This window comes from Prosthecobacter sp. (genome assembly GCF_049294395.1).
Classification (GTDB): Bacteria; Verrucomicrobiota; Verrucomicrobiia; order Verrucomicrobiales; family Verrucomicrobiaceae; genus Prosthecobacter.
The window spans coordinates 1-12,770 of record NZ_JBAQCR010000274.1; the positions used below are offsets into that span (position 1 = coordinate 1).

Below are 12,770 nucleotides of genomic sequence, written 5' to 3' on the forward strand. Positions count from 1 at the left end.
GGGTCAAAACGGATTTTGACCCTCAGGGTCACAGGTTCACAGGGTCACGACCTATATATAGGTCGTGACCCTGTGAACCTGAACCTGACCAACGGTGAACCTGAGATGAACCTGAGTCCTACCTCCCCGGTGGGGATTAACACCCGCCGCCGGGGTTTGGATGACCGGCATGATGGCGCTCAGTTAAGGGCGCTGATCGTGGTTTTTGGAGGTGGGGGCATTGAAGTCGCTGCTGATAGGCGTGGAGGAGTGCCTCCCATCTCCCTCCTCCGCTGTCGCTTCCAGCATCGCGGCATCCACATCCTCCGCCAGCAACAATAGTTTTGGCGAAGCAATGATTTTGTATGACATAATATTGAATCGTGGTATATAAAGATATTTACTTATTAAGAAAGATTTATGGAGGAAAATGTGATGATTGCACCAATTCATGTCGTAGGTGTTCGAGGTTTTGCCAGGGCCTCGATGAGCCTTCTCAATGCTGAATCGGATGTCCGGGTGCCAAATGCTAAACGCCTAGTTTTGGCAAAACATCTCGCAAACTTCCCCCTCCAACATCTGTCTGCTCATGTCTGTCAAACGGGTTTCCATGGCGCGTCCTCGCTCATAACCGCGGGGCTTGGCAGCGGCTTCTCCGAATGCGTTGCCAAATGAAATGGCGCGCTATCACAATTTGCAGCAGGGAGTATAACGTAGCCAGTTCTCATATTTTTTTCGGTAGTCAGACGGTCCATAGTCCTCTAAAATGCGATGCCCATGAAACAGCCAATGACCAAGCCAGTGATCAAAATGATGCCCCAGAAGGAGCTTCAGTTTGATCACGAAAATCCACGCTTAAAAGGCTTTGGTATTCAGCCCAAAACCCCAGAGAAAGAGATCATTGAGCTGCTTTGGCGGCACATGGCCGTGGATGAAGTGGCAATGTCCATAGCGGCCAATGGGTTCTTTCCTCATGAACCACTGATTGTTGCAAAAGAGAATGGCAAATGGGTGGTTATAGAGGGAAACAGGCGGCTTGCTGCAGTTCGCGCCTTGAATAGTGCGGAGCTTCGTAAGGAACTGGCCGGTGACCTTGAGATCAGTGATAATGCGCTCGAAACCATTCAGGAACTCCCGGTTATTGAAAGTACACGAGAAGAGTCTTGGCGCTTTTTAGGGTTTCGTCATGTGAATGGCCCGGCTCGTTGGGGGAGTTATGCAAAAGCAGCCTACATTGCTCATGTCCATCAGAAGTATGAAGTCCCTCTGGAGGATATAGCCACTCAGATCGGGGACCGGCACCGTACTGTTCAGAGGCTATTCCGAGCTCTCATGGTCCTTGAGCAAGCAGATCGAGAGAAAGTCTACAAACTCGGGAGCCAAACAAAGAAAACGCTTCCTTTTTCACACCTTTACACGGGGCTTGATTACGAAGGTTTCCAAGATTTTTTAGATCTGTCTGGTGAAGAAACTGAGTCTCAAAGTCCGGTGCCCGAAGATCGTTTGAAAAATTTGGGGGAAGTTCTGATTTGGCTTTTTGGTGATACTCGCAAAGGCCAGGAAAAGGAACCTGTTATCAGAAGCCAAAACCCAGATCTACGTGACCTGGACAAAGTGCTTAGAAGCCGGGAAGCTTGCCATGCCCTTCGGACAGGTTCATCACTCAAGGATGCAGTCGTTTTTGCATCTCCAGCAGATGCCCGCTTGGAAGAAGCCCTGCTCGAAGCAAAGAAGCATTTAAGCAATGCGCGGGGTCTTATTAGCGATGCTTATAAGGGGCAAGAGTCCTTGCTCAAAATCGCAGGTTCCGTTGCCAACTTGGCTGACGACCTTTATCAAGAAATGGAGAGCAAAGCCGGTAAATCTAAGCCCAGACGGTTATCCGCAGATTGAGCCATGTTTCGACTCCCAAATATTCCAACGATTGATGCCAAGCATCCGAGTCAGGCAAGCACAGTTGAGATCGCCGATTTATGGGAGATCTTGGCACTACAATCTGAAAAAGGATCAACGTCATTGGAGGCAATAAAGAGCACCCTCCAGCTTGCTAGTAATCCAGATCCGGATTCTGATTCTGAAGCAGATATTGAATTAGAAGGATTATTATTTGGAGTGCTTACTGAAATCAAAGATCGGTTAAAATCCTGTGGATCGACAGTTCCTATTTACCCATTCAAATTTAAAGACACAGAAGTGATGATATCCAAGCCGATAGAGCATGGGCATTACTCTTATCTATTCCTTCTTTTAGCGACGCGTTTGAATATGGCGCAACATCGGTCCCACGCCGGACACGATGGGACGTTGCTTTTTGAGGAGGTATGTGAAATAGCACTCGGCAATATTTTTGGTAGTCGCAGGCGAACTCTGAGATTTGGCGCATCCAAGTTAGGCGGGGGATTTGGAGACCGAATGCAAGAGCTATGTGAGGCCTTGAATGATGAATTAAAAGCTAAACAGAATGTCTCATACCAGCAGGACAGCGGTGATGATGGGTTGGATATTGCTGCCTGGATACCTTTTGCAGACGAGAGGCGCGGCAAACACGCAATTTTTGCACAATGTAAAACCGGCTCATCTTGGGAAACAGCGGATTTACGACGTCTAGATCCTGATATTTTTTGTAAACTTTGGATGTATCCTGTTCCTTTGGTACTGCCCAAACGTGCTTTCATGTCGGCTCGGCGCTACGAGGAGGCAAATTGGGAAAAATCAGCCTACGCCGATCTGTTCTTTGATCGCTGCCGGATTATGGACTACTTGCAAGACATTCCAACAGATCTGATGAAGAAGATCAAAGAGTGGGTAGATGCAGCGATGCTATCAGAGCCGTTCACTATGAAAGTGGCGAAGAAATCCAAGACAAATCGCGGCCGAGGACGAGCTCTTGCTTGAGGGTGTGTCCTGTCGTGCGCATTGCGATTTGGGTCCATCGTATTTTTGACTTATCTGCCCATGCTCTGACTTCCTCTGTATCGTCATACGTAATCAAGAAGTTGCCTTTAATTCGACTTACTCGTTGGAGGAATCCTTGGTGGTCTAGCTGCCAGTGAGCATACAAACGTTTTCCAGCCTTCGTGTAAGGTGGATCTGCAAAGACGGCAGCCGATTTGTGAGTGCAATATTCTTCGATAGCCTCCAGTCCATCTCCTTCCCTGAATTCAATCTGACTGCGGAGTGAATAAATGGATTCAATTCTTTTCGCCAGCGTCTCAGGGTACCACCTGGAGGCCAAGCCGTTGCCGTTTTCTCCCTCTTTCAAAATACCTGCACCTGGAGCCATCACTCCCCCTCGACGTATGCGGTTCAGCAAGATCACAGAGAGAGCCACTTTAACAGGGTCATCGGATCTGTTGTTGATCTCAATCTGCTCGACGACCGTCAGTGGGTTGAAATCAAAATTCCGGATCTGCTCCGCCAGTTGAGATGCCTGATCAGAAAGGCATACACGCCAGACACAGGAAATGGCAGGATCCTTCTCAATCAGCAGCGCCTTTGAAACAAGCCCTTCATTGATCGCCGTAAGGGTGACAATCCCCCCCCCTCCAAAAGGCTCAATTAGGAGGCGAGGCTTTCTATCCAACGTTTGCAACCAGTGCCGAAGAAAAGGTACAAACCACGTCTTCCCTCCCGGATACCGGAATACACTGAGTTGCTTGATGGAAGATACGTTGGTTGGTTTAGCCACGAGAAAGAAGGGAACGTTACGCCTGCCGGGTTCTCCTCTTAGACTTTCTGATAAACCTCCGCCCCCGCTTCCACGAACTCCTTGCTCTTCTCTGCCATCCCCTTGGCGAGGGCTTCCTCCTCGGAGATCGCCTGCTCCGCCGCGTATTTGCGGACGTCCTCCGTGATCTTCATGCTGCAGAAGTGGGGGCCGCACATGCTGCAGAAGTGGGCGGATTTGGCGCCGTCTTGGGGGAGGGTTTCGTCGTGGAAGGAGCGGGCGGTGACGGGGTCGAGGCTGAGGTTGAACTGGTCTTCCCAGCGGAACTCGAAGCGGGCTTTGCTGAGGGCGTTGTCGCGATACTGGGCACCGGGGTGGCCTTTGGCGAGGTCGGCGGCGTGGGCGGCGAGTTTGTAGGTGATGACGCCGACTTTGACGTCTTCCTTGTTGGGCAGGCCGAGGTGTTCCTTGGGTGTGACGTAGCAGAGCATGGCGCAGCCGTACCAGCCGATCATGGCGGCGCCGATGCCGCTGGTGATGTGGTCGTAGCCGGGGGCGATGTCGGTGGTGAGGGGCCCGAGGGTGTAGAAGGGGGCCTCGTGGCACCACTCGAGCTGCTTGGCCATGTTTTCCTCGATCATGTGCATGGGCACGTGGCCGGGGCCTTCGTTCATGACCTGCACGCCCTTGGCCCAGGCGCGCTTCGTCAGCTCGCCCTGCACTTCGAGTTCGCCAAACTGCGCCTTGTCATTGGCATCGGCCACGGAGCCGGGGCGGAGGCCGTCGCCGATGGAGAAGCTCACATCGTAGGCGGCCATGATGTCGCAGATGTCGTCCCAGTGGGTGTAGAGGAAGTTTTCCTTGTGATGGGCCAGGCACCACTTGGCCATGATGCTGCCGCCACGGGAGACGATGCCAGTCATGCGGGAGGCCGTCATGGGCACAAAGCGCAGGAGCACGCCGGCGTGGATGGTGAAGTAATCGACGCCCTGCTCCGCCTGCTCGATGAGCGTGTCGCGGAAGAGCTCCCAGGTGAGGTCCTCGGCCTTGCCGTTCACTTTTTCCAAGGCCTGATAGATGGGCACGGTGCCGATGGGCACCGGGCTGTTGCGCAGGATCCACTCGCGCGTGGCGTGGATGTTCTTGCCGGTGGAAAGGTCCATCACGGTGTCGCCGCCCCACTTGGTGGCCCAGCGCATTTTCTCCACCTCTTCCTCGATGCTGGAGGCCACGGCGCTGTTGCCGATGTTGGCATTGATCTTCACCAGGAAATTGCGGCCGATGATCATCGGCTCCAGCTCAGGGTGGTTGATGTTGGCGGGAATGATGGCGCGTCCGGCGGCCACTTCGCTGCGCACAAACTCGGGCGTGATCTCATTCGGGATGCGCTGGGGGAAGCGCTTGAAGATGCCGGGGGTGTACTCGCTCTGCACCTGGGAGGAGCCCACGTGCTGCTTGTCGAGGTCGTTGCGGACGATGTCGCTGGTGAAGTCCGCAATCTTGGCGCGCTTCATGTTCTCGCGGATGGCGATGAACTCCATCTCCGGGGTGATGATGCCCGCACGAGCGTAGGCGAGCTGCGTGACCACCTTGCCGGGCTTGGCCTTGAGGGGCTGGCGCTGCGCATTGATGGGGGCCTTGAGCGGGCTGAGGATGCCTTCGCGCTTGGCGGCGGCGTATTCGGCGTGATTCGCGGTGAGGTAGCCGTTGTCACGGGGCTCGATGGCGCGGCCTTCGTAGGCTTCCACGTCACCGCGGTTCAGGATCCAGGCCTTGCGCAGGCCGGGCAGGCCTTCTTCCACGGTGCCCTTGTAGGCGGGGTCGCCCCAGGGGCCGGAGGTGTCATAGACGCGCACGGGTTCATTCTGGATGATGCGGCCGTTGAAATCCTTGGTGGGGGAGAGGGTGATCTCGCGCATGGGCACCTGCACATCCGGGTGGATCTGGCCCTGCACGTAGACGCGGGTGGAGGCGGGGAGTTGCTCGGAGGAGTGGGGCTCGAAGGATTCTTGGGCGGCGATCATGGGGGCGGGGGCTGGATTCAAGTTTTAAAATTTCAAGTTGGGGCAACCTGAAGAAACTGAGTGAACCTCCGAGCGAACTCCCTTCGGCGGCATGACCCGCATCAGGTTCGGAGGGTTCGGATCCAGGAAGATCCGTCTCAGTCCCTGCGGTGGGACGCCCCTGTCGTGACGCGGTTATGGTGCGGCCAGTAGGGCGAAGGTCAAGGGGAAGTGGGCGGGGAGTTGATGGGGGGATGGGGAGGGGGAATGGCCGCAAAGAGGCGCAAAAAGACGCAAAAAGGAGGGGGACGTGGGGAAGGGGAGGTGGGGGCGATAGGAAAGGGGGAGAGCGATGGGGTGGCAGGGGGCGCTGGGACGAGGGATTCTACGGACGCGCACAACGCGTCCCTACCATCTGGCGCGGCGCATCGGGGTGGAGGGAACCGCTGTGCGGGTCCGTGATTTCGGGTCTGTGGCCTCCGCAGGCGCTCAACAAGGGTGCGCCGTCCTTGGGGTGCTCGACAGCGGCAGGGAGGTTGGCCGCAAAGAGGCGCAAAACGACGCAAAAAAGGGGGGGGGAAGGGGAGGTGGAAGCAGAACTGGCCGTGAGTACCCAGGCCTCCTCAGAGGGGGTAAACAGAGGTCCCGGAAAACCTTAGAAACTCGTTGTTTACTATGGTAATTATTGTAAACTTAGATGTTTTATCAGTCGATGTTGCGCTTTCCCCCCCATTTTTCCGGCCTTTTCGCGAGTGTCGCCCTGCTGCTGACTGCAGCCCCGGCGGTGCGGGCGGACATCGTTTCGGACTGGAATTCGCTGGCGCTGACGTCTATGACGAGCACGGCGGACCCGCTGGTGGCGCATGATCTGGCCATCCTGGCGGCGTCCATGTACAATGCGGATCAGAGCATCCAAGGCACCTACAACACCTACGGCTACGGCTCTTACCCCGCCCCCGCCATTGGCAGCGCACCCTCAGGAGCGGATTCCCAGGCGGCGATGATCGCGGCGGCCAACACCGTGATGCAGTATCTCTATTCGGGATCGAGCACGGAGGCCACCTCCCTTTACAACAGCCAGCTCAGCGGCATTGCCAACAGTCAGGCGAAGACGGACGGCATCGCGTGGGGCGTCACCATCGCCAACAATTTTCTGAGCGCGCGTTCGGCCGATGGCTCGGCAGATGCCGCCACTACCACGTACTCTCCCGTGGGCACCATCGGCTACTGGCAGCAGACTTCCGCCGCCGGCGCTTTGCTGCCGGGCTGGGGCAGTGTGGGCACCTTTGCCATCCCGGGGGTGGGCGGTTACATGACCACGCTGCCGGGCGGCTCCGTCACCTCGTATTTGCAGTCCAGCCAGTATGCGGCGGATTACGCCCAGGTGAAGGATCTGGGGTCAAACTTCAGCTCCACGCGCACCTCGGATCAGACGAATCAGGCCTACTTCTGGGCTGCCGGAGATGGCACGGTGAAGATGTCGGGCATGTGGAATCAGATCGCCCAAACCGCCGCCGCCACGGCTGGCCTGAGCACCGCCGATACAGCGCGCCTGCTGGCCACCCTGAATGTGGCCATCGCCGATGCGAGCACCGCCGCCATGGCCACGAGCTACGACACGCAGTTCTGGCGTCCCGAAACGGCCATCGCCAACGGCGACATCGATGGCAACGCCAGCACTGTGGTGGATTCGTTCTGGGCTCCCTTGATCAATTCCCCCTCGCTGCCGGAATACGTCTCGCTGGGAGCCACGATCAGTGAAGCCGCCGCCGTTGTGCTGGCCTCCTACCTCGGCGACAATGTCTCCTTCAGTCTGGGCAGCGACATCAATGGAGACGGGAACATCGACCTGACGCGCAACTTCACCAGCTTCAGCCAGGCCGCGAACGAAGCGGCGATGGCGGGCGTCTATGGCGGCACGCAGTTTCAGACTTCCGTCGCCGACGGGCAGATCCTCGGATCGAACGTGGCGAACTACGTCCTGGCCAACAACTTCACCGTCGTGCCGGAGCCTGCCGGAGCTGTGCTGCTGGTGTGCGGTGGCTTGTTTCTGCTGGGTGCGCGCAGACGCCGCTAGATCCAGCGCCGCCGCTGCGTTGATTTGCGATGAACCGCATCGCATGTTCCTTCTTTTCCGCCCTCCTGCTGTTTCCCGCGCTGCTGCCTGCGCTCGATGAAGCGAAGCTGGCCGCCATCCATCCTGCCATGGAGGCCGCAGTCAAAGCCAGGCAGGCCGCAGGCATCGTCACGCTGGTGATGGAAAAGGGGAAGGTCGTCCACTTCGATGCCGCAGGCATGGCCGACATCGGCAAAGGCCGCGCGATGGAAAAGGACGCGCTGTTCTGGATCGCCTCGATGACGAAGTCCATCAACGCCACCGCCGTGATGGTGCTGGTGGATGAAGGCAAGCTCTCGCTCGATGAACCCGCTTCCAAGTGGCTGCCAGAGCTCGCCAAAGTGAAACTGGCGGATGGCAGCGCGCCGGAAAAGGCCATCACGCTGCGCATGCTGCTCAGCCACACCGCAGGCATCGCCTTTCCACGGCGTGCACCATCGGATGGGGCCATCTCGTTGAAGGCCTACGTGGCCTCATTGCTCAAGACCCCGCTCGCGTTTCAGCCGGGCAGCGCCTACGAGTATGGCTTCGGACCCACCGTTTCCGGACGCATCATTGAGCTCGCTTCGGGCATGAAGTATGACGCGTTTTTGCAGGCGAAGATTTTCGCGCCGCTTGGCATGAAGGACACGATGTTCAATCCCGATGACGCCCATCGCGCACGCATCGCCCGCACCTACAAGATGGATGACGAAAGTCATGAGCTCGTGCCCGGTTACAATCCTTTCGTTACGAGCGACGCCAGCGTCACGCACATGACGGAGCCCGCAGGAGGCCTTTTCTCCACCGCGGCAGACATGGGCCGCTTCTATGCCATGATCGCCAATCACGGCGAGCTCGATGGCACGCGCATCCTCAGTGAAAAATCCGTCAAGGACATGACCACTCCCGTTACCGCTGGCGGCAAGCAGCTCAACTACGCCTGCGGCTGGCAGGTGAACATCGAAACGCAGCGCGTGAATTCACAGATGCCCGTCGGCAGCTTTGGTCACGGCGGTGCCTTTGCGACCAATGGCTGCATCGATCCGCAGAGCAAGATCGTCACCGTGTATCTGGTGCAGAATGTGATGGTGCCAGACAGCGGCAAGCCTAAGGATGAGTTTCAAAAGCTGGTGATGAAAGCCGCCGACATCCAAGTAGCGGCACCGCCGACAATAAAGAAGAACAAACCTTAAACTCGTTGCGGTATTCGGCGAGGTTCTTGCTTGCTCAAACGGTTGAGGATCAAGTAATCTCGAAAATATCGAATGAGAAAATCAGCAGTCACCCGCCGCGCTTTTATTTCGACCGGCTTTGCCGCCGTGAGCGGGGCCTTTTTAGCCGCTGAGGAGCAGGTGATCGCCCCGCTGGGAATACCGCTGCATCAGGAGCCGCTGGCGTTTGATTTTGACGCTCTGGAGCCGCACCTCGATGCGGCGACCTTGAAGCTGCACTACAGCAGGCATCACGGTGACATTCTCGAAAAGCTGACCGAGACACTGCAGCCGCTCAATCTGAAGGTGGGCAATGTATCCGTCCTGATGGCCAACATCTCCCGTCTGGTGCTGCCGATCAACCCCCGTAAAACAGTGGTGCGGATGGGCGGCCCGCCTGCAACCCTGTCCGCTGAAAGCCAGCGGGATCTCCGTCAGTATGGCGGGGCGCACATCAATCATACCGCCTTCTGGCGTTTTCTGGCACCGGCAGGCTCAGGGCCGGCAGGACCGGCGGGCAGGGTGGCGGAAGCGATCGTCAGAGAATTTGGCGGCATCCATGAATTCAAGACCGCCTTCACCGAAGCCGCCATGAAGCACTTCGGCTCCGGCTGGGCTTTCCTGGTGTACCGCCCGGATGGCCGGCTGGTCATCACCACCATGAAGAATGAGGACAACCCGCTCATGACCGATTTTGTGAAGCCGGAGGAGCAGGGCAGGTTCATTCTGTGCCTCGATCTCTGGGAGCACTCCTACTATTTGAAGTATCGGAACGACCGCAGAAAATACGTCGAGGCGTGGTGGAATGTGGTGAACTGGAATTCCGTGTCGCGTTCCTACACCGTGGCCACATCCAGGGGACGGGTGTGAGAAAGTACTCACGAGCTTTAGCTCGTTTTGGAAAGCGTCCTCGGGTCTTCCAGAATGAGCTGAAGCTCATGAGTACTTTCCAAACTAGCGCGGGGGATAAAGGTCAGGCATCAGCAGCGGGCGCAGCACCATGGGGGTGAGCTCGCGCGGCAGCGGCACCCAGGGGTGGCCTTTGTCATTCTTTCGCAGGCCCCACCAGAGGCGGCCGCCATGGCGCCAGGGATCGATCACGAGGCCGTCTTCAAAACGCTGGCCCTTCGCGGTGACGATGATGCCGTGGTGCTCCTGCCAGGTGTCGCGCTTGGAGGAGGTGAGGTGCAGCTCCAGCGTCTTGAGATTGAGGTGGAACAGGAAGGGGAACAAATCATCCCGCCACTGGTAGCAGAGGCCGCGCTTGCGCAGGCCCGTATTGACGAGGCCGTTGTTCATCCATGGGTGGGCGAAGGGTTTGAAGTCCTCAGCGAGTTTGGCGGATTCTTCGATCGCCGTGGTGGCCAGCCGGTCGGCCTCGCGTGCGCTCACCGTCGGGGACAGCTGCTGGAGATCGTGGCTGAGCTGCCGGGCTCTTTCCTGACGCAGGGCGGGCGTGCCAGGGCTGACGCAGGATGCTAGAGCGAGTGTGAACAGCAGCGAACAGAAACGCGAAACGGTGAACATGCGGTGAGGAAAATCAGGACAGCGGGCCGTGGGCGGCCTCATGCAGCGCACGGGCCTGCTGCTGCCATTGCTCACGGGTGGCGCGGTTTTTAAAGGCCAGGAGTTCGCTGAAGGCGCGCTGCTCGTCCTCATTCCACTGCGCGATCTGCCGCCAGGTGCGAATGCCGTGGGCGCGAAGCTGCTCGCTGATGACCTTTTTGATGCCCTTGATCTGCGTGAGATCGTCATCCGGCATGGTCAAGAGTGCGGATTCCCCCTCCTCCACACGGCGAAGAACCTGTGTTTGAATTCGCAGCCTTTCGATCTCGGCCGTCGCGATGGCCAGACGCTTCTCACTGTCGGCCAAACTGCGGCGGGCGAGCCCCAGGCCGGCGGGATCGGCCGGTGTCTGCCCTTCGAGTTGGGTGATGCGGCGCTGCCAGTCGTCGCGCTCCTGCGTCAGCGTGGCGAGACCCGCCTGATGCGTGCTGAGCTGGTTTTCGAGCGCGGTGACTTTTTCGCGCAGCGTGGAGGTGGCGGCCTTGGGCTTCGCCGGGGTGCTGCGTTTGCGCTTGGGTTTGGCGGGGGCTTCTGCCGTCTCGCCTACAGCGGGAGCGGGAGCAGAAGCAGAAGCAGGAGCAGGAGCAGGAGCAGGAGCAGGAGCAGGAGCAGGAGCAGGGCGGCGCAGGTCTTCGAGTTCCGCTTGGGCGGCGGTGTGTGCTGCGCGCAGGTGCTCTAGATCTGCCAGAAGCCGGGCCATTTCCGTTTCGAGCGCCTGTGCGGCTTCGTTGGCCTTGGCGGCCTGATCCTGGCGCAGACGCGCTTCGCTTTGGGCGGATTTTAAATCGCTGCGCAGAGTCTGGAGCTCGGCTGCAACTGCCGGGTCTTGCGGGGCAGGGGCTGCGCTGATGGAGGTGGCTGCCAGGGCGGTGGCGCGGTCGGTTTCAGCCTGGCGCAGGGCTGCTTGCGCCGTTTCGATCTGCGCGGCCAGCTCATCGATGCGCTTCTGCATGTCACTGCCACGCCACTGCCAGCCGAACCACGCAAACAGAGCGGCGGTGATGCCGAGCAGCGGTGCGAGGTAGAGCAGCAGCCAGAGGAGGGAGGACATCAGTGTGGGGCAGGGGGCGTCAGGTGCATGCGAAGCTGCTCGATCGCCTCGGCAGCGAGATCTTCAACAACAGCGGCGGGAATACCGGCGGGAAGGAGGCAGGAATGCGCCAGACCGCCCGCCTCGACGAGTTCGCGCGTCACGGGAATGAGCGTCCAGGTGCTGCCCGGCTTGGCGAGGGCAAACATCCCGGCGCTCCCGGCGGCGGGTGGTGGCGGCAGGCTTTTGAGAGTGTGCAGAATGCTGCCGGAGGGCTCGCAGTCGCCGCTCACATGAACCCCGTCACTGAAGACGATGTACTGCGCACCGTAGGCCATGCGCACGGCGGCGATGAGCTGGGCGCGCACCGCCTCTTCGGCGACCTGCCCCGAGACGAAGGCCTTCGTGCCGATCAGGGTGAGGGCGATGAATGACGGGTCTCTGGGCTGAGAGGGGGCCGGTGAATGGGAGTCGTCTCCTTGCAGCCAGTTGCTGAGGGACGCGCTGTCATTTTGCAGCAGCCGGGCATCAAGCCCGCGCGGCAGATCATTCTTCCACGACTGCTCGCGGGGGGCGACCTGCCAGTCCACGGGCTTCCAGGCTTCGCCGCTGAAGCTGAGAAAACAGGATTTGCCACCCGCCTTGGCCTCCTGCGGCAGCAGGGCGGTGGTGATGGGGCCAAAATCACCGCTGGGGCGGCGCTCCTCACTGACGCGGATTTCATCATGCAGGCGGCGTGGGGCGAAGGTGGACAGGGCGTCTTCGAGAATCTCCTCCTTCATGGCGGTGCTCCCGACTTCTCCCCGGAGGATGATCTGCTGGTCACGCACCGCGATGAAAAGGTAACCTGGCGGCAATCTGGCCAGACGCTCGCTTTGCGCCTGGTCGAGGTGCTGCTGCTGCTGGGTGGCGCGCAGCTCTTTCAATGCAGGGCGCACCTGCTGCTGCCATTCGTCCTCGCTGACTCCCAGCGCACGCGCTTCAGTGAGCAGTTCGGCGTCAGATTTGCCCAGGTTCAGCTCCTTCCATGACTGCCCGATGCGGGCCAGATAAGCCTGCGCGCTGGACTGCGGGGCCGGAACCGTGCGCAGGGTGGTGGAGACGCTGGCGGCTTCGTCGTGGTTCTCGGCGTCGGTGCCGGGCATGCCTTCACTCACGCCGCCCCGTAGGCTCCAGGCCTCCTGCACGCTGCGCGCGAGGTCGCGTGCTTCAAAGG

Annotated in this window: 11 protein-coding genes and 1 riboswitch; of the genes, 5 read left to right on the forward strand and 6 right to left on the reverse strand. The window is 58.9% G+C overall.

All coding sequences use genetic code 11. From position 1 onward, the window contains the following. Window positions 1–183: 183 nt before the first annotated feature. On the reverse strand, window positions 184–351 hold the full coding sequence (locus WAW39_RS18620) for a hypothetical protein (RefSeq protein ID WP_422320687.1): 168 nt from the start codon (window positions 349–351) through the stop codon (window positions 184–186). Window positions 352–756: 405 nt separating this feature from the next. On the opposite strand from WAW39_RS18620, the gene WAW39_RS18625 reads away from it, so the two are divergent. Together WAW39_RS18625 and WAW39_RS18630 are read left to right on the forward strand one after the other, a co-directional pair. Then, entirely contained in the window at window positions 757–1,872 is a 1,116-nt protein-coding gene (locus WAW39_RS18625) for a ParB/RepB/Spo0J family partition protein (protein WP_422320688.1), read from the forward strand. 3 nt (window positions 1,873–1,875) lie between these two features. After that, window positions 1,876–2,874 (forward strand): hypothetical protein, encoded by a 999-nt coding sequence (locus tag WAW39_RS18630; protein ID WP_422320689.1) that lies wholly within the window; start codon window positions 1,876–1,878, stop codon window positions 2,872–2,874. Here WAW39_RS18630 and WAW39_RS18635 read toward each other — a convergent pair. Together WAW39_RS18635 and thiC are read right to left on the reverse strand one after the other, a co-directional pair. Continuing rightward, window positions 2,816–3,667: a DNA adenine methylase gene (locus WAW39_RS18635; RefSeq protein ID WP_422320690.1), complete on the reverse strand. Its 852-nt coding sequence runs from the start codon at window positions 3,665–3,667 to the stop codon at window positions 2,816–2,818. The two genes, WAW39_RS18630 and WAW39_RS18635, sit on opposite strands and share 59 nt — an antisense overlap. Window positions 3,668–3,705: 38 nt before the next feature. Beyond that, a complete protein-coding gene (gene thiC / locus WAW39_RS18640; RefSeq protein WP_422320691.1) occupies window positions 3,706–5,670 on the reverse strand; it encodes a phosphomethylpyrimidine synthase ThiC in 1,965 nt (654 codons plus the stop codon). Window positions 5,671–5,730: 60 nt separating this feature from the next. Further along, window positions 5,731–5,842, reverse strand: a riboswitch (TPP riboswitch). Between the two features lie 519 nt (window positions 5,843–6,361). Here thiC and WAW39_RS18645 point away from each other — a divergent pair. From WAW39_RS18645 to WAW39_RS18655, 3 genes are all read left to right on the forward strand, one after another. Next, the gene (locus tag WAW39_RS18645; RefSeq protein ID WP_422320692.1) at window positions 6,362–7,726 is read left to right on the forward strand and encodes a vanadium-dependent haloperoxidase; all 1,365 of its coding nucleotides are present in this window, start codon (window positions 6,362–6,364) and stop codon (window positions 7,724–7,726) included. 29 nt (window positions 7,727–7,755) lie between these two features. Further along, on the forward strand, window positions 7,756–8,940 hold the full coding sequence (locus WAW39_RS18650; RefSeq protein WP_422320693.1) for a serine hydrolase domain-containing protein: 1,185 nt from the start codon (window positions 7,756–7,758) through the stop codon (window positions 8,938–8,940). A 72-nt stretch (window positions 8,941–9,012) separates the two neighbouring features. Further along, window positions 9,013–9,828, forward strand: a complete 816-nt coding sequence (locus tag WAW39_RS18655) for a superoxide dismutase (protein ID WP_422320694.1) — start codon at window positions 9,013–9,015, stop codon at window positions 9,826–9,828. Between the two features lie 84 nt (window positions 9,829–9,912). Here the strand turns inward: WAW39_RS18655 and WAW39_RS18660 are convergent, their stop codons facing one another. The 3 genes from WAW39_RS18660 to WAW39_RS18670 all read right to left on the reverse strand — a co-directional run. Beyond that, window positions 9,913–10,485, reverse strand: coding sequence for a hypothetical protein (locus tag WAW39_RS18660; protein WP_422320695.1), 573 nt, complete (start codon window positions 10,483–10,485; stop codon window positions 9,913–9,915). A gap of 13 nt (window positions 10,486–10,498) precedes the next feature. Further along, a complete protein-coding gene (locus WAW39_RS18665) occupies window positions 10,499–11,575 on the reverse strand; it encodes a hypothetical protein (RefSeq protein WP_422320696.1) in 1,077 nt (358 codons plus the stop codon). Beyond that, a partial coding sequence (locus tag WAW39_RS18670) for a hypothetical protein (protein ID WP_422320697.1) occupies window positions 11,575–12,770 on the reverse strand: 1,196 nt, incomplete at its 5' end. The genes WAW39_RS18665 and WAW39_RS18670, both read right to left, overlap by 1 nt.

Bases quoted from the DNA above. Each gene is read 5' to 3' on its own strand.
- WAW39_RS18625 (WP_422320688.1), top strand. From the start codon at position 757: ATGAAACAGCCAATGACCAAGCCAGTGATCAAAATGATGCCCCAGAAG.
- WAW39_RS18655 (WP_422320694.1), top strand. From the start codon at position 9,013: ATGAGAAAATCAGCAGTCACCCGCCGCGCTTTTATTTCGACCGGCTTT.
- WAW39_RS18665 (WP_422320696.1), bottom strand. From the start codon at position 11,575: ATGTCCTCCCTCCTCTGGCTGCTGCTCTACCTCGCACCGCTGCTCGGC.
- WAW39_RS18650 (WP_422320693.1), top strand. From the start codon at position 7,756: ATGAACCGCATCGCATGTTCCTTCTTTTCCGCCCTCCTGCTGTTTCCC.
- WAW39_RS18620 (WP_422320687.1), bottom strand. From the start codon at position 351: ATGTCATACAAAATCATTGCTTCGCCAAAACTATTGTTGCTGGCGGAG.
- WAW39_RS18660 (WP_422320695.1), bottom strand. From the start codon at position 10,485: ATGTTCACCGTTTCGCGTTTCTGTTCGCTGCTGTTCACACTCGCTCTA.
- thiC (WP_422320691.1), bottom strand. From the start codon at position 5,670: ATGATCGCCGCCCAAGAATCCTTCGAGCCCCACTCCTCCGAGCAACTC.
- WAW39_RS18645 (WP_422320692.1), top strand. From the start codon at position 6,362: ATGTTGCGCTTTCCCCCCCATTTTTCCGGCCTTTTCGCGAGTGTCGCC.
- WAW39_RS18630 (WP_422320689.1), top strand. From the start codon at position 1,876: ATGTTTCGACTCCCAAATATTCCAACGATTGATGCCAAGCATCCGAGT.